Here is a 21,075-nt window from a genome sequence, read left to right on the forward strand (position 1 = left end):
GAACACCACCGCCGGGCCAACGCAACTTGCGCCCCCCAGACAGGGGCATTACTCTGCCTGAAACTCACGCAAGGGCCACTTCATGTACAAAGCTGCCATTACCGGCACCGGGGTGTTCACCCCCAGTGAAATCATCACCAATGCCGAACTGGTGGCCGCCTTTAACGCCTATGCGGACCTGTTCAATGTCCGACACGCAGATGAGATTGCGGCCGGCACGACAGAGGCCAAGGAACATTCTTCCGAAGAGTTCATTGTAAAGGCCAGCGGCATCAAACAGCGCTACGTGATCGACAAGTCGGGCGTTCTGGATCCCGAGATCATGCACCCGCTGCTGCGCCAGCGCAGCGATGAAGAACCATCCCTGATGGCGGAAATGGGCGTTGATGCCGCGCAAAAAGCGCTGGCTCAGGCGGGTCGATCCGCATCCGAAGTCGATCTGGTCATTTGCGCCGCTTCGAATATGGAACGCGCCTATCCGGCCATTGCGGTCGAAATCCAGAACCTGCTTGGCTGTGCCGGTTTTGCCTTTGACATGAATGTCGCGTGTTCATCTGCAACCTTCGGAATTCAGGCCGCTGCGGACATGATCAAATCCGGCAGCATCCGCAGCGCACTGGTCATCAACCCCGAGATTTGCAGCGCCCATCTTGAATGGCGCGACCGCGATTGCCATTTCATTTTTGGCGATGTCGCGACGGCCACCTTGATTGAACGCGCCGACCTGGCGGGCGGCCCCTGCTTCGAGATCATCTCGACCCGCTGCGCCACTGAATTTTCCAACAACATCCGCAACAACAACGGCTTTTTGCGCCGCTCGCGCCCCGATGGCACAAAAGACAGGCGCGACATGCAATTCATGCAGAACGGCCGCAAAGTGTTCAAGGAAGTGCTGCCCATGGTCAGCGCGCACATCGCGGCCCACATGGACGCCGAAAACATAAAAGCATCTGATCTTAAACGGCTTTGGCTGCATCAGGCCAACAAAACGATGAATGATTTCATCGGCAAGAAAGTATTGGGCCGCGCGCCGGAACCGGGCGAACAGCCCAACATCCTGCAAGACTACGCCAATACATCATCGGCCGGTTCCATCATCGCCTTTTCGAAATTCTCTAACGATCTGGCGGATGGTGATCTGGGCGTGATCTGTTCTTTCGGCGCAGGCTATTCGGTCGGGTCGGTCATCGTGAAACGCCGCGACTGACGTACAGGGTCAGCCGCTTTCTTCTTCCAGGTGCAACTTCATATCGATCAGAACCTGTTGCAGCATCGACGTTTCTTTCAGCAAACGCTTGGCTTCGTTGATGGTGATAATCCCGTCTTCGATGGATTGCTGGTACTCGGCCATCAGCATCGCAAAGCGCTGGCTTAACGCGATGACATCCGTATTGATCCCGCCTTTGCGTTGTTCATTGGGACGCCTGTCATCATAAGACAGGGTAATCCCTTTCAGTTCGGCCAGTGCCGAAGTGACATGAGGATAGGCCGATGCCTCTTCCAGCAGGGCAACGGCATCAATTGGCATAAACCGGTCCGCGTGTTCGGGATTGTCTGAATAATAGCGCCCCAATGTCGCCTTGGATTTTCCTGTTAAGGTGCAGGCGGGTTCAATTCCCACATCTTTCACCAAAGCTTCTGTGTGCTTTTTCAGATAACTGCCAATACCGGCCATACAACGCTCCCTGTTACAACCCCGATACAAGACCCCAAGCGGGGAAACCGTAAAGTCTTTTCCCATTAATCTGTTTCAAGGGAAATGTCATTTATAAACCGTCCCATAGGTTTTCGGGAAGGTACGAGTTGCCGGTGCCCACTACATCGGTTTCAGGGTGGGGCCCGTCGCGTTACCTGTTTGTAAGGGTCGGCATGTCCGGCTTTTGGGCAGGTGATGCGCGGGTCTATTGAACCAGAGACGTTTCCTTGCATCCGGCGGTTCCTGCCGGTGTCCCCCTTGGATGCGTTGTTTGGTGACAATAGAGTTTGTAACGGTTCTGTTCCCATCGCATTTTGCGACACCAGCATCGGCCCCACCCTGGATAGACTTGCCGGGCGGGGCCGATCATCGTAACTGGGCGCATGGCCAAGCTGTATTTTCATTTTTCCACCATGAATGCCGGTAAATCGACGGTTCTGTTGCAGGCTGCGCATAACTATCGCGAGCGCGGTATGCAGACCTATCTTTTGACCGCCCAGTTCGACAAACGCGCCGGAGAGGGACGAATCGCATCGCGGATCGGCATAGGAGAACCTGCAGACACATTTGCTCCGGGCGAAGATCTGTTTGCGAAACTGCAATCACGGATGCAATTCGGCCCCGTTGCCTGCGTGTTTGTGGACGAAGCCCAGTTTCTTGAGAAAGATCAGGTGTGGCAACTGGCCCGTGCCGTCGACGATCTGAACGTGCCGGTCATGTGCTACGGGCTGCGGGTCGATTTTCGCGGCGCGCTGTTTCCCGGTTCTGCCGAATTGCTGGCCCTGTCTGACGAAATGCGTGAAGTGCGCACCATCTGCCATTGCGGAAAAAAGGCAACGATGGTGATCCGGCAGGACGCAAACGGTAAGGTAGTGACCGACGGGGCACAGGTACAGATCGGCGGAAATGAAACCTATGTGTCGCTGTGCCGACGACATTGGCGCGCCGCCACCGGCGACGCACCTGTCTGATGTCACACCGGATTTGGCAGCGGCTTGCCGTCTTTGAACGCGCGTAGATTATCCACCACCATCATCCCCATCGATACACGCACCTCGAGTGCCGATGTCCCGAGATGCGGCAGCAGAACCGCGTTTTCCAACGCGATCAGCGCTTTGGGCACCTTGGGTTCGAATTCATAAACATCAAGCCCGGCACCGGCGATCTGGCCGTCCTCTAGCGCTGTAATCAAAGCGTTTTCGTCGATCACGTCACCGCGGGCAATGTTGATCAGATGTGCGCTGGACCGCATTGCCTGAAGAATGTTCCCATCAACCAGATGATGTGTTGCGGCCCCCGCCGGTACAGCCAGCACCAGAACATCAACCTGCGCGGCCAGATCTGTCAGAGTGGCGATACGTTCTGCCGGAAAACTCAGCGTTTTTTCGCTTCGGTTGAAATATTTTACCTGCATTCCGAACCCGAAATGGCAGCGTTGCGAAATAGCCTGACCGATCCGGCCCATGCCGACGATACCAACGGTTTTTCCGCTCAGGTGAAGCCCCAGCATCTGTGTCGGGTGCCAGCCTTCCCATTGACCAGATCGCACAAGCCGTTCGCCTTCGCCCGCGCGTCTTGCAGCCATCAGCATCAGTGTCATCGCGATATCGGCGGTGGCATCGGTGACAGCCCCCGGCGTGTTGGACACCAGCACACCAGCCGCTCTGGCGGCACTTACATCCAGATGGTTGTATCCGACACCGAAATTGGCCAGCAACCGGCAGCGGGGCGTTGGAACATCGGCAAAAACCTCGGCCGAGAACAAATCTCCCAATGTTGGCATGACCGCGTCGTAATCGGTTAAAGCCTTGCGCAGTTCATCAGGTGTCAGGGGTGTGGTTTGCGCCCGCACGGCCACGTTGAAATCCGGCTCGAGCGCATCCAGAACCGCCGAAGGCAACGGGCGAGATATCAAGATATCCATCAGTGCATCCGCGCGCCCAAGGGGACGTCCTTGTCCGGCGCGATCAGAACAATATCCCCGTTATTGTCCGATACGCCCAGCACCAGTACCTCCGATCTGACCGGTCCGATCTGGCGGGGCGGAAAATTGACCACGGCCATGACCGATTTCCCGATCAGGGTGTCGGGATCATAGTGCTTTGTGATCTGGGCCGAACTTTTTCGTTCGCCGATCTCTTCGCCGAAATCAATCCACAGCTTGAAAGCCGGTTTGCGCGCTTCGGGAAAGGGTTCGGCGCGCACGATGCGACCGACGCGAATATCCACTTTCAGGAAGTCTTCAAAATCAATCTCAGCCACCCGACAACTCCTTCGATCTTTCGCTCGCTGCCTTGACAGCCCTGGGCAACAAGGCGGGAAAACCTTGTTTTTCATCCATCAGAACCTCAAGCGCAGCTTGGGTCGTGCCGTTGGGGCTGGTCACATTTACCCGCAATTGTGCGGGCGTTTCTTCGGCGGCTTCAGCAAGCGCACCGGCCCCCGCGACAGTGGCCTTGGCCAACTGCATGGCAAGATCTGCGGGCAATCCCTGCGCCTCACCACCTGCCGCAAGTGTTTCGATCAGATGAAACACATAGGCGGGGCCTGACCCGCTGACGCCTGTCACCGCATCCATCTGCGCTTCGCTTTCCAGGCGGACGGTCTGCCCGACAGCCTGCAACAACGCTTCGGCCAGCGCCATGCTTGACGCATCCGCATTTGCGTTACCGATCAATGCCGTAATCCCCTTTCCGATTGCCGCAGGTGTGTTCGGCATGGCGCGGATCACCGGGGTATCCGCGCCCAGAACCCGTTCGTAGAACGCTATCGGCGTTCCCGCAGCGACGGACACGAACAAGGTTGCGCCGTTGCCCATCTGCGCCAGTGTCGGCAATGCTTCGGCCATCATTTGCGGCTTGACAGCCACCAGAACGATGGCCGGAGCGTTGGGCAGATCAGTGTTCAGATGCACGCCTTGCCGTTTCAGCCAATCCGATGGGTAAGGATCATTCACCCAGACCGATTGAGGGGGCAATCCGCCGGCCAGCCATCCGGCAAGCATCGCAGACCCCATTTTTCCACAGCCCAGCAGCACAAGGCCCCGGTCTGCCACGATTTTCATGTTCATAGTTGCCCCCTGATCCGGCGTGCCGTTCAGGGGGCAGTTTTACGCGCGCCCGTAGGCCTCTGCAATGGCGACCTGCATCGCCTGGCGGACAGTTTTCCCGCCCCAGACTGCAAGCTGCACAGCCGGGTAGTAGCGTTCTGCGCTGTTCACTGCGGCGCCTATCATCGTGTCAATCTGATCCGGACCGGCGACCTGCCCGCCGGACAGAACCAAGCCGTACCGGTAAACCATCAGCTTCTGCTCGGGCCAGTAGGTAAACGCCCCGGCCCAGCATTGATCGTTCACCGAATTCAGCAACTCGTAAAGCTGCGGTAGCTTGTCTTCTGGCGGCTCCATTTCGAAAGAGCACACCATTCGCAAAGTCTCGTCATAGCCGGACCAAGCCAGCGTGATCGAATAGGTCCGCCATTGTCCCTCGACCGCCATGGCGATCTGGTCATCACCAATACGATCGAAATCCCATTCGTGGTGTTCGGCCAGATGTTCGACGATGTCGATAGGGTGAAGGTCTTCTTCCAGATACTGCTCGGAAAGGGCCATGGTGCCACCTCTTATGATCGCTTCTAGCGATGTGGGGCGGCAGCGCCCCAAGCGCTAGGTGCCTGCTCTACGGGCCGGGGCGAACCCCCGGTCCCATACTATATATGGTGGAGTGTGCAACTGCATCTGGCAACCCCCAATTTTGGGGACAGCCGCAATAAGTTGTGGATAGGTCGGAAAACTGCCCACAATATGGACAGCTCCAGCCTCACTGTTTCAGATCACGAAATGAACGCGCAAACGGCGCTGCGGCTCAGCCTTTGGCCTCAAGCGCATCAAGCCGCGCCTTCAGTGCCTCATTCTCTTCCCGCGCTTTTTGCGCCATTGCGCGGACCGCATCGAATTCTTCGCGGGTCACGAAATCGCGATCGGCCAACCAGCGATCGATCATCGAAGACATAGCCGTTTCCGCCTCGTCCTTTGCGCCTTGCGCCACGCCCATCGCATTGGTCATCAACTGCGAAATATCGTCCATGATTTTGTTGCGGGTCTGCATTTGCGTGCACTCCTTTACCGTTGCGATCTATATGGGCATTGTGCGCATCGACCACAAGGTTGACTTCCCCGCACGGCCAAAGGCATTCAGACGCATATGCACGCTGTTCTTCCCTTTCCTGACATCTCGCCCGAGATTTTTGCCATCGACATCTTTGGCTTCCATCTGGCGCTGCGCTGGTACGCGCTGGCCTATATCGTGGGTATCGTTGCGGGCTGGCGTCTGGTGTTGCGCGCCGTTCGAACACCACAACTATGGGCCCACAACAAGGCAGTGATGACCCCGCAGCAGATCGAAGATTTGCTGACTTGGGTGATACTGGGCGTCATTCTGGGCGGCCGGCTAGGTTATGTTCTGTTTTATCAGGCGGGTTACTACCTGCAAAACCCGGCGCTGATCCTGCAGGTCTGGCAAGGCGGCATGTCCTTTCACGGTGGTCTGCTGGGTGTCATACTTGCCGGATTTCTTTACACAAAGCGCCACAACATCAGCAAATTGTCCGCTGCCGACATCATGGCGCTGGGTGTACCGCCGGGTTTGTTGCTGGGACGGCTTGCCAACTTCATCAATGCCGAATTGTGGGGCCGCCCGACCGATCTGCCTTGGGGCGTTGTGTTTCCCGGTGAAGCGGCCCAGTCATGTGATGGCGTGATAGGCCTGTGCGCCCGCCACCCATCGCAACTTTACGAGGCCGTGCTGGAAGGTCTGATCCTTGGCGCTGTCCTGATCTGGCTGGTCTGGCGGCGCGACGGGTTGAAATCGCCCGGGCGCATCGCAGGCGCATTCTTTGCCGGCTATGGTCTGGCCCGGTTTGCGGTCGAGTTTGTCCGCCAGCCGGATGCACAGTTCATCACCCCGGGCAATCCGTTGGGCCTTGCGTTGCATATCGGGGGGTACGGCCTGACGATGGGGCAATTGTTGTCCCTGCCGATGATCGTGCTGGGGGTGTATCTGATCAGAAACGCACGGCGACACCATGACGCTTGAGGCGCATTTACTGGATCGAATTGCCCGCGAAGGGCCGCTTAGCGTCGCTGAATACATGACGGATTGTTTGTTGCACCCAACGCTGGGCTATTACACAACCCGTGATCCTTTGGGCGCAGCGGGCGACTTTACGACCGCGCCCGAGATCAGCCAGATGTTCGGCGAACTGATCGGGCTGGCTCTGGCTCAGGCTTGGATGGATCAGGGGTGCCCTGCCCCCTTCACACTGGCCGAACTTGGCCCCGGACGGGGGACGCTCATGGCCGATATCCTGCGGGCCACGAAATCCGTCCCCGGTTTTCTGGACGCCGCGCAGATCACCCTGATCGAAGCCAGCCCCGTGCTACGACAAAAGCAACGGGACATGTTGCTGGGCAGCGCCGTACACTGGATCGAAACAACCAATCACTTGCCGGATGCGCCACTTTTTCTTGTCGCGAACGAATTTATTGATGCTCTGCCCATTCGCCAGTTTGTGCGCACCGGACCGGGGTGGCGTGAACGCTGCATCGGCGCCCCTGACGGAAAACTTGCCTTTGGGCTGGGGCCGCCCGGTAAATGGGCGGATCTGGATCATCGTCTGGAAGATACCAAAGACGGCGATCTGATCGAAACCTGCCGCCCCGCGCAGGCCATTCTGGATGATATCGGGCACCGGATCGAAACCTTTGGCGGTGCGGGATTGATCATTGACTATGGCGACTGGCGGACATTGGGCGACACGTTGCAGGCCGTAAGAGCGCATGAATATGTCGATCCCCTGTCGGCCCCCGGTCAGGCCGATCTGACGGCACATGTCGACTTCGAAGCGTTATGCGCGGACGTGCCCTGTGCCCATACACGCGTCACCCCCCAGGGCATCTTTCTGGAACGGCTTGGCATCTCGCAACGTGCAGAAGCACTGGCCAAAACCGGCTGTCAGGCGCGCAAGGACGTGATCGTAGCCCATCACAGGTTGACGCACCCGACAGAAATGGGAAACCTGTTCAAGACGCTGGGCCTGTTCCCGACAAACGGCCCGCCCCCGCCCGGACTGGATCCATGACGCTTGAAATCATTACCGCAGATGCTTTGACCCCTGCCCGCCATGGGTTTTTCACGCGGCGTGGCGGGGCATCTTCGGGGGTTTTTTCTGGATTGAATTGCGGCGCGGGCAGTTCGGATCAATCCGACATGGTAGCGATCAACCGGGCGCGCGTGGCGGACGCGATGAACGTTGCCCATGACCATCTGGTATCTGTGCATCAGGTTCATTCCACAGATGTCGTGACCCTGACCGACCCCCTGTCCGAAAAACCGCGCGCCGACGCGATGGTTACCGCGACGCCCGGACTGGCGCTTTCCGTATTGTCGGCCGACTGCCAGCCGGTTTTGTTTCACGATCCAAAGGCCGGCATTATCGGTGCAGCCCATGCAGGATGGCGCGGCGCATTGGACGGTATTCTGGAAGCGACGATCGAAGCGATGGAAGCCTTGGGTGCAAATCGCGAAAACATAAACGCCGCAATAGGCCCATGTATCAGCCAGTCTGCTTACGAGGTCGGGCCGGATTTTCTGGATGAATTCCTGGCCGATGATCACGACAACGCGCGCTTCTTTGCCAATGGCGCGGGCGATCGGATGCAATTTGATCTTCCCGCATTTGGCCTGCACAGGCTAAGGCGCGCGGGTGTCGGACATGCGGAATGGACACGCCATTGCACATATACGGATGCGGACCGTTTTTTTTCCTATCGGCGCAGCGTACACGCCAAGGAAGCGGATTACGGACGCCTGATCGCTGCCATTTCACTTTGAACTGGGGCAGTACCGTGGCGGTTCATGCCTATTTGACGCCCTATTGCTTGAGCTGAAACACTAAAATCTCGTGGTATTCCCTGATCGCGTTTATTTTTTCGTAATGTTTTCAGTTCAGTAAAGCCTTCGCCACAACGGCTGCGTTATTCAGGAAGGTGTGCCAGAAGATTTTTCAATAAAATCCGTTGTCGTCAAATCCTTGCCCTATTACGCGGGCATTCTGTTCGCAATCAGGACGCATCAAGACGTCATGTCCCTATTGAGAGCAAGGAGCAGATCATGAAAACGAATAAACGGTTCATCAAATCAGTGACCGCGGCAGCCGCATCCACAGAAGTATGCATGCCCTGGGCTCGCGGCGCACGCCGCGCTGCATTCATTGCCAAGCGTTCCGCGCCATTGGCCAAAGTGAAAACCGCCTGACGGCACATGCCCCGTTACACTCGGGTCAGGTGCCTTGCGAGGCGCAGGTGTTACCTGTGACCCGAGTACGAGTGGAAACCCGCCTCCGTTGATTCGGAGGCGGTTTTTTTGTGCCGAACCAGCCGCTTGGCCAAATTATGGCAAGCCATTCGCAGCAACAGGAAACAAAAAATGCATTTCCCGACAATTGTTTCCGTTTTGAAAAACAATGGTTCGAAAATTTTGACAGTTTACCCGAATCCGGACGACTTTAAGTCTAACGCAAGACATTGAAGCTAACTTTTGCTTCTGTCGTTGATCCGGTGGGGGCCGGCGAAAGAAGCGAATAACCTGCAAAGGTAATCGCATGAAGACCCCCACAAGCGCCGAAGCTTCGGTGCGTCCCTCCACCGCCTTCTCTCGGGCGGAACCCTCCGCAGCCGTCTCTCCGGCTGGTACCAGTATCAATCCGGCGATGTATGGCCGGAAACCGCGCCCCAGTGCATTCGACGGGCGGTCTTCGCAGCAGGCAGCGCCCGCACTGCGCCGCTACGAAGTCGCCTGTCTGAATGCACGCGGCGATATCGAAACATCGTCCCACATCGCGCCCGCCATTCCGCTTTTCGAGGCAGCAGTGTCTGCTTTCGCCCGCGGCACGCTGATTTCCACGCCGACCGGCGAAGTGGCGATCGAAGACCTGCTACCCGGAGACGAGATTTTGACAGGCCGCGGAAACGCATCCCCTGTCCAGTGGATCGGATCCACGACATTTCGCCCCGACCGCCCGTCATCCCAAAGCAGCATCACCCATATGACGCGGGTGATGGCAGATGCTTTTGGCATCTCGCGCCCAAGCTCTTACATGATGGCCGGGCCTGCGGCACGTATTCTGCATACGCCTGATCATTTGCGCGCATCTGCCGGGGCGCAAAAAATGCTGACCCCCCTGCGCGGTTTCGTTGACGGGGAAAACGTGATTGACGTCACGCCCCCCGCCCCGATCGAACTGTTTCATCTTTGCCTGAAACATCATGCGATCATTTTTGCCGGTGGGCTTGAAGTGGAAAGCTACCACCCCGGTACTGGCGCATCGACTGAAGTGTCACACAACCTGCGCCAGATTTATCTGTCGATGTTTGATCACATACACCACCTCGCCGATTTTGGCCCGATGATCTACCCGCACGCGCCGGGTGCCCGTTATCACGATGCTTCTGCGATCTGACGCAGTTCAGGCAGATTTTTCCAAACGCGCTTCCAGTACGTCGAACGGTACGCCGGGTTCATCCTTGGCCCCGCGAATAACCAGCGATGTTTTAACACTGGCCACATTCGGAGTTGTTAACAGACCGGATGTCAGAAATGTCTGAAAAGTGCTGAGGTCGGGCGCGACGCATTTCAGTATGAAATCCACTTCGCCGTTCAGCATATGGCATTCGCGCACCAGCGGCCACTCGCGACAGCGCTGTTCAAAAGCGCGCAGATCGACTTCGGCCTGGCTTTGCAGGCCGACCATCGCAAAAACCTGCACTTCAAAGCCCAGTTCGCGGGCATCCACATCTGCATGATACCCGCGGATAAAGCCGTTTTCTTCCAATGTGCGCACCCGGCGCAAACACGGCGGTGCAGAAATGCCGACCCGCTTGGCCAATTCGACATTGGTCATGCGCCCGTCAGCCTGCAATTCGGCCAAAATCTTGCGATCAATCGGATCAAGGCGCGTTCCGGCCATGTTACCCCCAGTGGAATTTGCGTTTGTTATAGCACTACCGCAGGTGCGCGCAATAATCTTTCGTCTGCGCGCAACATTCTTAACACCACGCGCTTTCGCACATGCAGGGCAGCCATGCAATACAGACAGATTTAAGGGCTTTTCGCCCCCGGACCGGGCCGCTATATGCAACGGGCCGCTGCCAGCACGTAAATCTATACCGGGGAAAAACACATGGCCGAAACACGCAAAACCAAAGTTCTGATCATCGGGTCCGGCCCTGCGGGATACACGGCGGGCGTTTATGCCTCGCGTGCGATGCTGAACCCGATACTGGTGCAGGGCATCGAACCCGGCGGACAACTGACAACCACGACCGAAGTGGAAAACTGGCCGGGCGATACCGAAGTGCAAGGCCCCGATCTTATGATTCGCATGCAGGATCATGCCAAGGCGATGGGCTGCGAGATTATCGGCGACATCATCACGTCAGTCGATTTTTCCAAACGCCCCTTTGTAGCACAATCGGACAGCGGCACAGTGTACGTGGCAGACGCGATTATTCTGGCCACCGGCGCCCGTGCGAAATGGCTGGGTTTGCCCTCGGAAGAGAAATTCAAGGGATTTGGCGTGAGCGCCTGCGCCACTTGCGACGGCTTCTTCTATCGCGGGCAGGAAATCGTGGTAATCGGCGGCGGCAATACTGCGGTGGAAGAAGCGCTTTTCCTGACCAATTTCGCGTCAAAGGTAACTTTGGTCCACCGGCGCGACGAATTGCGCGCCGAAGCCATCCTGATCGACAGGTTGATGAAAAACCCGAAAATCGAACCCCTCTGGTTCCATACACTGGAAGAGGTCATCGGTACGGACGCGCCTTTGGGTGTCGAAGCGGTTCGGGTCAAACATACCAAAACAGGTGAAATTACCGAAATTCCCGCCAAGGGGGTGTTTGTCGCCATCGGACACGCGCCGGCGAATGAACTGGTCAAGGATGTACTGGAAACCCACATGGGTGGCTATGTCGTGACCAAGCCTGACAGCACCGCCACCTCGATCCCCGGCGTCTTTGCTGCGGGCGATCTGACCGATTATAAATATCGTCAGGCCGTCACCAGCGCAGGCATGGGCTGCATGGCCGCGCTTGAGGCCGAGCGATTTCTGGCTGAAAACGAAGAGTGAATGTGCACTGGGCGCGCCAATTTACCACAACGCCCCAAGAATTACCGTATCACGCTAGACTTTTGCCATGATCACCGGCTAAGCCGCGCGCGAACGGGCAATTACGCCAGTCGGTTGTTAAAACGAAAGAGTATCCTATGACGATGTTGAGTAACCTCGCTCCTATTCCCGAGCTTTATGTTTCATATGAATCCGCCCAGAAATTGAAGGTGGAGGCAGGCAATCTGATCAGCTGGGATCTGTCCCCCAGACAGGTTTGCGATTTGGAGCTTTTGATGAATGGCGGGTTCAATCCGCTCAAGGGCTTTCTCGGCGAGGACGATTACAATTCAGTCGTTGAAAACATGCGTCTGCAAAGCGGCGCGCTTTGGCCGATGCCGATTACGCTGGATGTGAACGAAAAATTCGCGGAAAGCATCGAGGTCGGACAGGACATTGCGCTGCGTGATGCCGAAGGCGTTATTCTGGCCACAATGACCGTCACAGACCGCTGGACGCCAGACAAGGCCCGCGAGGCGGAAATGGTGTTTGGCGCTGACGACGATGCGCATCCGGCCGTGAACTACTTGCACAATCAGGCAGGCAAGATTTACCTGGGTGGCCCTGTGACCGGCATCCAACAGCCTGTCCATTATGATTTCCGTGCGCGTCGCGATACACCGAACGAATTGCGCGCCTACTTCCGCAAGGTCGGCTGGCGCCGTATCGTGGCGTTCCAAACCCGCAATCCTTTGCACCGCGCCCATCAGGAACTGACATTCCGCGCCGCGCGCGAAGCGCAGGCCAACCTGCTGATCCATCCGGTTGTCGGCATGACAAAGCCGGGCGACGTCGATCATTTCACCCGCGTGCGCTGCTACGAAGCCGTGCTGGACCAGTACCCGGCTGCCACCACCAGTATGTCTTTGCTGAATCTGGCGATGCGGATGGCTGGGCCGCGCGAAGCCGTCTGGCATGGTCTGATCCGCGCCAATCATGGCTGCACCCACTTTATCGTTGGCCGCGATCATGCAGGCCCCGGCAAGAATTCAAAGGGCGAAGATTTTTACGGCCCTTATGACGCGCAGGACCTGTTCAAAACCCACGAGGAAGAGATCGGCCTTGAAATGGTTGATTTCAAACACATGGTCTATGTGCAGGAAAAAGCGCAATATTATCCCGCCAATGAAGTTCCCGAAGGCGACACGGTTCTGGATATTTCCGGCACCGAATTGCGCCGCCGGCTGGCCGAAGGGCTGGAAATTCCAGAATGGTTTTCCTTTCCCGAGGTTGTGACAGAACTGCGCCGCACGCGCCCTGCCCGTTCCAAACAAGGTTTTACCGTGTTTTTCACCGGTTTTTCGGGGTCGGGAAAATCCACTATCGCCAATGCCTTGATGGTCAAGCTGATGGAAATGGGCGGTCGCCCCGTAACACTGCTGGATGGTGATGTTGTCCGTAAGAACCTGAGCTCCGAACTGGGTTTTTCCAAGGAACACCGCGATCTGAACATTCGCCGCATCGGCTATGTCGCAAGCGAGATCACCAAGAACGGCGGCATCGCAATCTGCGCACCGATCGCCCCCTATGCCACAACACGCCGCGCTGTGCGTGAAGACATTGAATCTTTCGGCGCCTTCGTCGAAGTTCACGTGGCCACGTCCATCGAAGAATGCGAACGCCGTGACCGCAAGGGTCTCTACAAGCTGGCACGCGAAGGCAAGATCAAGGAGTTCACCGGCATTTCCGATCCCTACGATGTTCCGCAAAACCCGGAACTCAGCGTGGAAACCGAAAATGTCGACGTTGACAACTGCGCCCATCAGGTTTTGTTGAAACTTGAAAGCATGGGCTTGATCAAAGCCTGATTTCCAAGGCCCTTCGCCCAGCCGGGCGGGGGGCCTATTGTACCCCGAAAATTTTTTGCCAGCACAGCTGAAAACTGTGTCATATTTGGTAAAAAATGGGGGTTCACATGACAATCTACAAAAGCCCGATGGCAGATCTTCCGCTTGTTGACCGGACGATCACACAGCGCGTTTTCGAAGGGCTGGAAACGCGACCGGATGCAATTGTCATTATTGACGGCGTCAGCGGCGAACAGGTGCGCGCGGGTCAATTGATCTCTGATATCCAAAGCCTTGCCGGCGGGTTGACAGAGCGTGGTTTCGGCAAGGGCCACACCATCGCTATCATGGCCCCCAATATGCCGGCCTATGCTGTCGTGTTTCATGCCGTGGCTTGGGCGGGCGGAACAATCACAACCATAAACCCGACCTATACAGCAAACGAAGCCCGGCATCAGCTGATTGATTCCAATTCCGAAATGCTGCTCACAATCCCGGCGTTTCTTGACATTGCAAAGGCGGCCGTTGACGGCACCGGCGTCAAGGAAATCGTGGTCATCGGAACGAGTGAAAGTGCAACACCTTTGGATGATTTGATGGGGCCGCCCCTGATCGAACAGGTGCCTGTGGACGTGAACGATCATGTGGTTGTTCTGCCCTATTCATCGGGCACCACCGGCTTGCCGAAGGGTGTCATGCTGACCCACCGGAACCTTGTCGTTAATCTGGATCAGGTGCTGGCGGTTGCGGATATGAAAGAAGGCGACACAACGCCCGCTTTCCTGCCGTTTTTTCACATTTACGGAATGATGGTGCTTCTGAATTCATACCTTGCGGCAGGGGCGTGCATCATCACCATGCCCCGCTTTGATCTGGAATTGTTCCTGCGACTGACGCAAGACCACAAGGCACGCGCGCTTTGGGTTGTTCCGCCAGTTGCAATTGCGCTGGCCAAACACCCGATGATCGACCAGTTTGATCTGTCGTCGGTCGAATATGTCGGATCAGCCGCAGCGCCCCTGGGCGCAGACCTAGCAAATGCCGTGGCCAACCGCCTGAACTGTATCGCCGTCCAGGCATATGGCATGACCGAATTAAGCCCCGGATCCCATGTCATGTCGCCACATAACCCCAAAGAGGGCGCATGCGGTCAGACCCTTCCCAATACGGAATGCAGGATCGTCGACCTTGAAAGCGGGCAGAACCTTGGCCCGAACCAGGAAGGTGAATTGTGGGTGCGCGGCCCGCAGGTGATGAAAGGGTATCTTAACAATCCAGACGCAACCGCCCAGACCATCGACAAGGATGGCTGGCTGCGCACTGGTGATATCGCATGCTTTGATAACGAAGGGTTCCTGTTCATCCGGGATCGCCTGAAAGAATTGATAAAATACAAAGGCTTTCAGGTTGCCCCGGCCGAGCTTGAGGCAACTTTGATGGCACATGACGCAATCGCAGACGCCGCCGTGATCGGCATTCCCGATGACGAAGCGGGCGAGGTTCCGATGGCCTTTGTCGTGTTGACCTCCGGGCAGTCTCTGAACGAAGACGAGGTCAAGGCGCACGTGGCCGAGCATCTTTCGCATTACAAGCAGGTGCGCCACGTCTCATTCATCGACGCCATACCGAAATCCGCATCCGGCAAGATTTTGCGCCGCGTATTGCGCGACGGTCTGGCAGCCTAAAGACTGTTCAGCAATGCCTGCGCGGCCCGTTTTTCAAGATCGCCATACGTATCAGCGACGTCTTTGACGGCACGCAACGCAGGCAGACGCTTTTGGTAATCTTCCGGCGAAGCATGTTGCAGCGCCTGCCTGATCTCTTCGGCGTCGCGGCACAGGATCATGCCGGACACATCCATGAACTTGTCCAGATTCGGGCAGCCCCAATAAATCGGTACCGTTTCACACAGAACCGCATCTATCAGCTTTTCGGTAAAGTAGTTTGGTTCCTGAATGTTTTCGATAATGACAGAATACCGATAGGGCAAAAGCCCGTCTGATTTTTGCGCAAAAGGCTGGTAACCGCGTCCCAGAATATCGACGTCAAACCCTTCGTCATTTACCATCTGAACGATCTGGTGACGCAGGCGATGGCCCTGCTGGCTGCGTTTGGCCGAGGCGATGAGAGACGTTAATTTTGTTTTCCGGAGCGTCAAGTCGCGCCAGTCCGGCACCCACGTGGTGCCATAGGGTACAAAAACGCCGTTCGGTATTTGCGCCAGCAATGCGTCGTTGTAACTGAGCACACGAAAAAAACGCCGGTGGGAAAAGCGTAACAACCAAAGATGTTTTGCATGGATCGCTTCGGGTTCAACAACCATCATCGACACTTGCGCACGCGTGCCAAAGGCCGGTCGAAAATGGGTGCTGGTCCTTGGGTAGACAATCAGATGGTCTGTGGACGCCAAGGCACTTGCCGGCTGGCCGCGCATCCTGTCCGGCTGGCCAATTGGCCAATGCAGTTCGTCTGCCGGAAACTGATCCAGATGCCCCCCCGGGGATTGGCCATAAGGCAATATCGCAACTGCGGGGGTCTGGTCTTGCATGTGCCGCATCCTTTGCGCCGTGCTAGCGCAAAAGGCATCACGTTGGCAACGACCGGGCGCACCGCGCAATCACAAGATCATGTTCGCGTCATATGGCGAAAGCGCGCCCGGATTTACCGTTCTTAGTGAACCGCCACTGGCGCAAGATCATGCTGACGCGCCAACACAAAGGCCAGTTTGCGGTCTGCGACAAGGGCAAGTTGTTCCCCGTCTTCGCGGTGTACGGCATACAAATGTTCCAGATCGCCTGCTTCACGCCGCACAGCATCCGGAAGGTCAGCCACCTCGACGGTTTTCACATAGACGATCCGGCTATCGCTTTCCGGTAATTCAAATGGACTGTTCATGGCTTACCCTTTCTTGATCGCAATCGTCTGTACAATAGTTTCCGGTTTCGAGCGGGTCAGATCGACATGCAGCAAACCGTTTTCCATAATCGCCTCGCCGACGTCTACGCCATCAGCCAGCACAAACGAGCGTTGGAATTGTCGCGCTGCAATACCCCGATGCAAAAACACGCGACCGTCATTATCTTCGCTTTGGCGGCCCCGAATGACCAGTTGGCGGTCTTCCACGGTGATCGACAGATCATGTTCACCAAACCCGGCCACGGCCAGCGTTATGCGATAAGAGTAATCCGAAGTCTGTTCGATATTGAACGGCGGATAGCCTTCGTTTCCGGATTTTGCAGTACGTTCCAGCAAACGTTCCAGTTGCTCGAACCCCAGCAGATGGGGATACCCCCCAAGTGTCAGTTTCGTCATATAAGCGTCCTTTGCAAAAGCGACGGTGTGTTGCGGCCCCGTTTCGGCAACCGCTTTGATAGAAACATGGGGTCAAACATCGCGCCAGACAAGGTCTTTGCCAAATCACAATGAATGACTATCTTGGGTTGTCCGACAAATACCGGGAATCAGGCAGCGATGAACGCCCCAATCGATATCTCAATGAAAACCGACGATGTGTTGCGGGTGGAACTGGCTGTGTTCCGGCGCGAACATCGCGATCTTGATGATGCGATAGCAGCGCTTGTTGAAAAGGGAACGGCCGACCAGTTGACCCTGCAACGGCTGAAAAAACGCAAATTGCGCCTGAAAGATACAATCGCCCTGATCGAAGACCGCCTGACGCCCGATATCATTGCCTGAATAGCCGCTGCCTTGCAGGCGCAAACCCGATTGCACCCTTGCCTGCGTTGGCTATAGTGCCCGCTCTTACTTTGGGCGAAAGGCATAGCCGCGATGACATCTCCTCATGTTGGCCTGATCATGGGCAGCCAGTCGGATTGGGCCACGATGAAAGAAGCGGCAGACATTCTGGACGCGCTGGATATCCCTTATGAGGCGCGCATCGTGTCGGCCCACCGCACGCCGGACCGGTTGTGGGACTATGGCAAAACGGCCGTAGAACGCGGTTTGCAGGTGATTATCGCCGGCGCAGGCGGAGCCGCACATTTGCCCGGTATGATGGCATCGAAAACCCGCGTTCCGGTGATTGGCGTTCCGGTTCAGACCCGCGCACTTTCGGGTGTGGATTCATTGTATTCGATCCTGCAAATGCCACGCGGTTATCCGGTGGCGACCATGGCAATCGGCGCACCCGGTGCAGCCAATGCAGGATTGATGGCGGCTGGCATTCTGGCTCTTCTGGATGCAGAACTAGCCACGCGGCTTGATGCATGGCGCGCCGCACTTTCTGCTTCGATCCCGGATGTGCCCCAAGATGACTGAGACACTGAAGACAGGCGCGACCATCGGAATTCTGGGGGGCGGTCAACTGGGCCGTATGCTGTCCGTTGCTGCCGCGCGACTCGGCTTTAGAACCCACATATTCGAACCGGGCGCAAACCCGCCCGCCGGCGATGTTGCACATTGCGTCACCCAAGCGGCGTATGAAGACAGCGATGCGCTGATCAAATTTGCCAACGCAGTCGACGTGATCACCTACGAATTCGAAAACATCCCGACAGCGGCTTTGGATATTCTGGAATCCCACCGCCCGATCCGACCCGGGCGCGAGGCGCTGCGCGTCTCACAGGACAGGCTGACCGAAAAAACGTTCCTGCAAGGTTTGGGTCTGAAAACCGCCCCCTTTGCCGACATAACCGATGCAGAAACCTTGTCCGCTGCACTCGCGACAATTGGCGCGCCCGCCATCCTGAAGACCCGCCGCTTTGGATATGACGGCAAAGGGCAGGCGCGGATCAAATCGCCCGATGATGTTGCGCAAGCCATGGATGATATGGCCGGTGCGCCGTCCATTCTGGAAGGGTTCGTTGATTTTTCTTACGAAGTCTCGGTTATTGCCGCCCGTGGGGTACATGGTGATGTGGCCTGTTTTGATCCGGGCGAAAACGTGCACCGCGATGGTATCCTGCACACAACAACCGTGCCCGCAAGGCTGAGCGCTTCGCAACGCACAGATGCCATTCTTCTGGCCGCGAACATATTGAATGCACTCGATTATGTGGGCGTACTTGGCGTTGAATTGTTCGTCACGTCTCAGGGCCTGATCGTCAATGAAATCGCGCCGCGCGTACACAATTCGGGCCACTGGACACAAAACGGCTGCACCACGGATCAGTTTGAACAGCACATTCGCGCGATTGCCGGCTGGCCCTTGGGCGACGGGCAAAGGTTTGCAGATATCGTGATGGAAAATCTGATTGGCCACGATATGGATCGTGTGCCGTTGCTGGCCAAAGAACCGGACACCGCCCTGCATCTCTACGGAAAGGCCGAAACCAAACCGGGTCGCAAAATGGGCCACGTCAATCGGGTTGTCCGTACCAAAACCTGAATGGCCCCGGCAATGCCGGTCTGACTGTCGCGTTATGCAGCCATGAACCGCGTCGCAACATCACCGGACAGATAGCTGAACCGCCCCGCAGCCATGGTTGCCACAACCCGGTGTGAACCTTGTTCCAGCACCACCAGATCCGCGCGCTGCCCCGAAACCAGCGTGCCGCGATCGGTCAATCCCAGAACACGCGCTGGCCCCGCAGACACCAGATGCCATGCACCCGCCAGATCGGTAAGGCCGCTGGCCGCCAGCATCAGCGCCGCGCGGCGGGGCGAGGGATAATGGTAATCCGATGCCAGCGCATCGCACAATCCCATTGCAATAAGATCCACGGCGCTGGCGTTGCCGTTATGCGAACCACCCCGCACCACATTCGGCGCCCCCAGAATAACAGCGTCACCAGCGGCCTTTGCGGTTTCCGCAGCCTCGACCGTTTCGGGAAATTCCGCGATATGCACGCCCCTGTCGTGCCATTGCCTGCGACCCTGTTGTTTTGCATCGTCATGGCTTCCCATCCGGATGCCGCGCGCCCGCAAATCAGCGCATAACTGGTCCAGCGCCGCGCCGACTTCGTGCGTGCGCGCGAACAGGCCCTCGATCAACGCAAGGTGCGCCTCGGGGCTGCGTCCCGCCTTGAGCGCCTGCCCTGTCAGACGTGGGGGGCGTTTACCCGCTGCCAACCTGTCATGGGGCAGATGATCGTTGAAGACAACGTAAGGCACCTGCCAGCGCGCAATGTCTTCGGGCAGACTGGCGTATTCATCCAACAGATGAGTCTCAAACCGCAACTGCGGTATCAGGTCCGTAACATGGCTGGCTCTGGTGTCGCGGATGGCACACAAGACCTGATCGGCAAATGCCGCACCACGCAATCCGCCTTCCCAACTCAGAAACTGGGCCATGACACCTGTGGTGATGCCATTTGCGGCCAACTCGGCCTCGGCCGCGATCAGCCCTTCCGCCGTTTGTTTCATCGCCCCACGGCGCGGGGCAAGGTGCCGCTCGAACCCGTCGCCGTGAATGTCCACAATGCCCGGCAGCACCAGATAACCACGCAAATCAATCTTGCGCCGTTGCGCATCCGCGCAGATCAAACCGCTTTCAAGATGCAGTTCGGCGTTGTCGCAAACGCCATCGGGGCGCAGCACACTGGCACCCTGAATGGAAAAACAAACATCAGTTCCCATCGTCTGGCGGACCGGATGGATTACCCGTTGTTTCATCCGGGGGCGTTTCGGAACCGCGCGCACCATCCAGACATATTCCGGCCTCGCACCCGATGCCGATCGCCGTTTCCCGGGCAACATCGGTCCAGGACACATCCGGATCAAAGCGCCCGTTTTCCAGAAAAAAGATCACTTCGGCAATCACGGTCGGATTGTTCATCATGAACGTGTGCGTCACAGGCAAAACGATATGATCCGCCATACCGGCAACCTTGGTCGATGCAACACTGACCTTGCCGTCATCCGGGCCTTCGATCACGCTGGAAAAAAACGGGTTCAGCGATTGATCACCTGCGATGACCCCCAGTTCGAAATCGACAGGCGGCAATTTGCGCGGCAGGCTGTCGGGTCCGGTGCCCAATTGTTTGCCGGCCGGGCCATTGAACCAGCCAAAGGATTTGTAATCATCGAACATATCAACCAGTTCGCTGCCCTGATTGGGTGGCCCCAACATGACGACGCGCCCCAGTTTGGCGGGTTTGTCGTACAGAAAAAACTGGCGCACCAGAATGCCACCCATTGAATGGGTCACGAAATGCACCGTGTCATCATCGCATTGTGCAATCGCTTTTGGCAGGGTTTCGGCCACCAAAGTCTGAACCAATGCTTCGGTTGACGGGTATTGGGCATTCACGACGGAATAGCCGTTTGCCTCAAGCACGGTTTCCATCAACACGAAAGACGTATCCGTACGCGCCAGCCCGTGCAGCAAAACGACGCAATCCGCCGCCGCAACACCGGGCCATAACATCAAAAAGGCAAACACCATCCGCATGGGGTTGAGATAGTCGCAAA

The 21,075-nt window shown here is 57.0% G+C and carries 25 protein-coding genes; 13 read left to right on the top strand and 12 right to left on the bottom strand.

Annotation, left to right across the window (positions count from 1 at the left end):
* Positions 1–82: 82 nt before the first annotated feature.
* Positions 83–1,207, top strand: coding sequence for a beta-ketoacyl-ACP synthase III (locus C1J05_RS16665; RefSeq protein ID WP_114871226.1), 1,125 nt, complete (start codon positions 83–85; stop codon positions 1,205–1,207).
* A gap of 9 nt (positions 1,208–1,216) precedes the next feature.
* On the opposite strand, the gene C1J05_RS16670 is transcribed toward C1J05_RS16665, so the two are convergent.
* Entirely contained in the window at positions 1,217–1,675 is a 459-nt protein-coding gene (locus C1J05_RS16670) for a hypothetical protein (protein ID WP_114871227.1), read from the bottom strand.
* A 404-nt stretch (positions 1,676–2,079) separates the two neighbouring features.
* On the opposite strand from C1J05_RS16670, the gene C1J05_RS16675 reads away from it, so the two are divergent.
* Positions 2,080–2,667 carry a thymidine kinase gene (locus tag C1J05_RS16675; RefSeq protein WP_114871228.1) on the top strand — a complete coding sequence of 196 codons (588 nt, stop codon included), beginning with the start codon at positions 2,080–2,082 and terminating at the stop codon, positions 2,665–2,667.
* A 2-nt stretch (positions 2,668–2,669) separates the two neighbouring features.
* Here the strand turns inward: C1J05_RS16675 and C1J05_RS16680 are convergent, their stop codons facing one another.
* The 5 genes from C1J05_RS16680 to C1J05_RS16700 form a co-directional block, all read right to left on the bottom strand.
* The gene (locus C1J05_RS16680) at positions 2,670–3,620 is read right to left on the bottom strand and encodes a 2-hydroxyacid dehydrogenase (RefSeq protein ID WP_114871229.1); all 951 of its coding nucleotides are present in this window, start codon (positions 3,618–3,620) and stop codon (positions 2,670–2,672) included.
* Positions 3,620–3,958, bottom strand: coding sequence for a tRNA-binding protein (locus C1J05_RS16685; protein WP_114871230.1), 339 nt, complete (start codon positions 3,956–3,958; stop codon positions 3,620–3,622). The genes C1J05_RS16680 and C1J05_RS16685 overlap by 1 nt, the downstream gene beginning before the upstream one ends.
* Positions 3,951–4,766, bottom strand: coding sequence for a pyrroline-5-carboxylate reductase (proC, locus tag C1J05_RS16690; RefSeq protein WP_114871231.1), 816 nt, complete (start codon positions 4,764–4,766; stop codon positions 3,951–3,953). The genes C1J05_RS16685 and proC overlap by 8 nt, the downstream gene beginning before the upstream one ends.
* Positions 4,767–4,805: 39 nt before the next feature.
* Complete coding sequence (locus C1J05_RS16695; RefSeq protein WP_114871232.1) at positions 4,806–5,306, bottom strand: YbjN domain-containing protein; 501 nt, start codon at positions 5,304–5,306, stop codon at positions 4,806–4,808.
* A 253-nt stretch (positions 5,307–5,559) separates the two neighbouring features.
* Positions 5,560–5,802 (bottom strand): accessory factor UbiK family protein, encoded by a 243-nt coding sequence (locus tag C1J05_RS16700; RefSeq protein ID WP_114871233.1) that lies wholly within the window; start codon positions 5,800–5,802, stop codon positions 5,560–5,562.
* 96 nt (positions 5,803–5,898) lie between these two features.
* Between C1J05_RS16700 and lgt the strand changes: the two genes are divergently transcribed.
* The 5 genes from lgt (at position 5,899) to C1J05_RS16720 (ending at position 10,213) form a co-directional block, all read left to right on the top strand.
* Entirely contained in the window at positions 5,899–6,789 is an 891-nt protein-coding gene (gene lgt / locus C1J05_RS16705) for a prolipoprotein diacylglyceryl transferase (RefSeq protein WP_114871234.1), read from the top strand.
* A complete protein-coding gene (locus C1J05_RS16710; protein ID WP_114871235.1) occupies positions 6,779–7,834 on the top strand; it encodes a class I SAM-dependent methyltransferase in 1,056 nt (351 codons plus the stop codon). Before lgt ends, C1J05_RS16710 begins: the two co-directional genes overlap by 11 nt.
* Entirely contained in the window at positions 7,831–8,586 is a 756-nt protein-coding gene (gene pgeF / locus C1J05_RS16715) for a peptidoglycan editing factor PgeF (protein WP_114871236.1), read from the top strand. The genes C1J05_RS16710 and pgeF overlap by 4 nt, the downstream gene beginning before the upstream one ends.
* A 279-nt stretch (positions 8,587–8,865) precedes the next feature.
* Entirely contained in the window at positions 8,866–9,009 is a 144-nt protein-coding gene (locus C1J05_RS21755) for a hypothetical protein (protein ID WP_205388977.1), read from the top strand.
* Between the two features lie 346 nt (positions 9,010–9,355).
* Entirely contained in the window at positions 9,356–10,213 is an 858-nt protein-coding gene (locus C1J05_RS16720; protein ID WP_254684631.1) for a Hint domain-containing protein, read from the top strand.
* A 6-nt stretch (positions 10,214–10,219) separates the two neighbouring features.
* Here C1J05_RS16720 and C1J05_RS16725 read toward each other — a convergent pair whose 3' ends face one another.
* Positions 10,220–10,720, bottom strand: a complete 501-nt coding sequence (locus tag C1J05_RS16725; protein WP_114871238.1) for an Lrp/AsnC family transcriptional regulator — start codon at positions 10,718–10,720, stop codon at positions 10,220–10,222.
* Between the two features lie 213 nt (positions 10,721–10,933).
* Between C1J05_RS16725 and trxB the strand changes: the two genes are divergently transcribed.
* From trxB to C1J05_RS16740, 3 genes are all read left to right on the top strand, one after another.
* Positions 10,934–11,878 carry a thioredoxin-disulfide reductase gene (gene trxB / locus C1J05_RS16730; RefSeq protein WP_114871239.1) on the top strand — a complete coding sequence of 315 codons (945 nt, stop codon included), beginning with the start codon at positions 10,934–10,936 and terminating at the stop codon, positions 11,876–11,878.
* A gap of 137 nt (positions 11,879–12,015) precedes the next feature.
* Complete coding sequence (locus C1J05_RS16735; protein WP_114871240.1) at positions 12,016–13,725, top strand: bifunctional sulfate adenylyltransferase/adenylylsulfate kinase; 1,710 nt, start codon at positions 12,016–12,018, stop codon at positions 13,723–13,725.
* 107 nt (positions 13,726–13,832) lie between these two features.
* Complete coding sequence (locus tag C1J05_RS16740) at positions 13,833–15,389, top strand: AMP-binding protein (RefSeq protein WP_114871241.1); 1,557 nt, start codon at positions 13,833–13,835, stop codon at positions 15,387–15,389.
* Here the strand turns inward: C1J05_RS16740 and C1J05_RS16745 are convergent.
* The 3 genes from C1J05_RS16745 to C1J05_RS16755 form a co-directional block, all read right to left on the bottom strand.
* Entirely contained in the window at positions 15,386–16,252 is an 867-nt protein-coding gene (locus tag C1J05_RS16745; protein ID WP_114872405.1) for a glycosyltransferase family 10 domain-containing protein, read from the bottom strand. The two genes, C1J05_RS16740 and C1J05_RS16745, sit on opposite strands and share 4 nt — an antisense overlap.
* A 122-nt stretch (positions 16,253–16,374) precedes the next feature.
* The gene (locus C1J05_RS16750; RefSeq protein ID WP_114871242.1) at positions 16,375–16,599 is read right to left on the bottom strand and encodes a DUF1150 family protein; all 225 of its coding nucleotides are present in this window, start codon (positions 16,597–16,599) and stop codon (positions 16,375–16,377) included.
* 3 nt (positions 16,600–16,602) lie between these two features.
* Positions 16,603–17,016, bottom strand: a complete 414-nt coding sequence (locus C1J05_RS16755; protein ID WP_114871243.1) for an Hsp20 family protein — start codon at positions 17,014–17,016, stop codon at positions 16,603–16,605.
* A gap of 159 nt (positions 17,017–17,175) precedes the next feature.
* Between C1J05_RS16755 and C1J05_RS16760 the strand changes: the two genes are divergently transcribed.
* The 3 genes from C1J05_RS16760 (at position 17,176) to C1J05_RS16770 (ending at position 19,051) form a co-directional block, all read left to right on the top strand.
* Positions 17,176–17,400: a YdcH family protein gene (locus tag C1J05_RS16760; protein WP_114871244.1), complete on the top strand. Its 225-nt coding sequence runs from the start codon at positions 17,176–17,178 to the stop codon at positions 17,398–17,400.
* 93 nt (positions 17,401–17,493) lie between these two features.
* Positions 17,494–17,982 carry a 5-(carboxyamino)imidazole ribonucleotide mutase gene (purE, locus tag C1J05_RS16765; RefSeq protein WP_114871245.1) on the top strand — a complete coding sequence of 163 codons (489 nt, stop codon included), beginning with the start codon at positions 17,494–17,496 and terminating at the stop codon, positions 17,980–17,982.
* Positions 17,975–19,051 carry a 5-(carboxyamino)imidazole ribonucleotide synthase gene (locus C1J05_RS16770; protein WP_114871246.1) on the top strand — a complete coding sequence of 359 codons (1,077 nt, stop codon included), beginning with the start codon at positions 17,975–17,977 and terminating at the stop codon, positions 19,049–19,051. Before purE ends, C1J05_RS16770 begins: the two co-directional genes overlap by 8 nt.
* A 32-nt stretch (positions 19,052–19,083) precedes the next feature.
* Here C1J05_RS16770 and C1J05_RS16775 read toward each other — a convergent pair whose 3' ends face one another.
* Positions 19,084–20,277 (bottom strand): alpha-D-ribose 1-methylphosphonate 5-triphosphate diphosphatase, encoded by a 1,194-nt coding sequence (locus C1J05_RS16775; RefSeq protein WP_254684632.1) that lies wholly within the window; start codon positions 20,275–20,277, stop codon positions 19,084–19,086.
* Positions 20,231–21,031: an esterase/lipase family protein gene (locus C1J05_RS16780; RefSeq protein WP_433990452.1), complete on the bottom strand. Its 801-nt coding sequence runs from the start codon at positions 21,029–21,031 to the stop codon at positions 20,231–20,233. The genes C1J05_RS16775 and C1J05_RS16780 overlap by 47 nt, the downstream gene beginning before the upstream one ends.
* Positions 21,032–21,075: the final 44 nt, after the last annotated feature.

This window comes from Sulfitobacter sp. JL08 (assembly GCF_003352045.1).
Lineage (GTDB): Bacteria > Pseudomonadota > Alphaproteobacteria > Rhodobacterales > Rhodobacteraceae > JL08.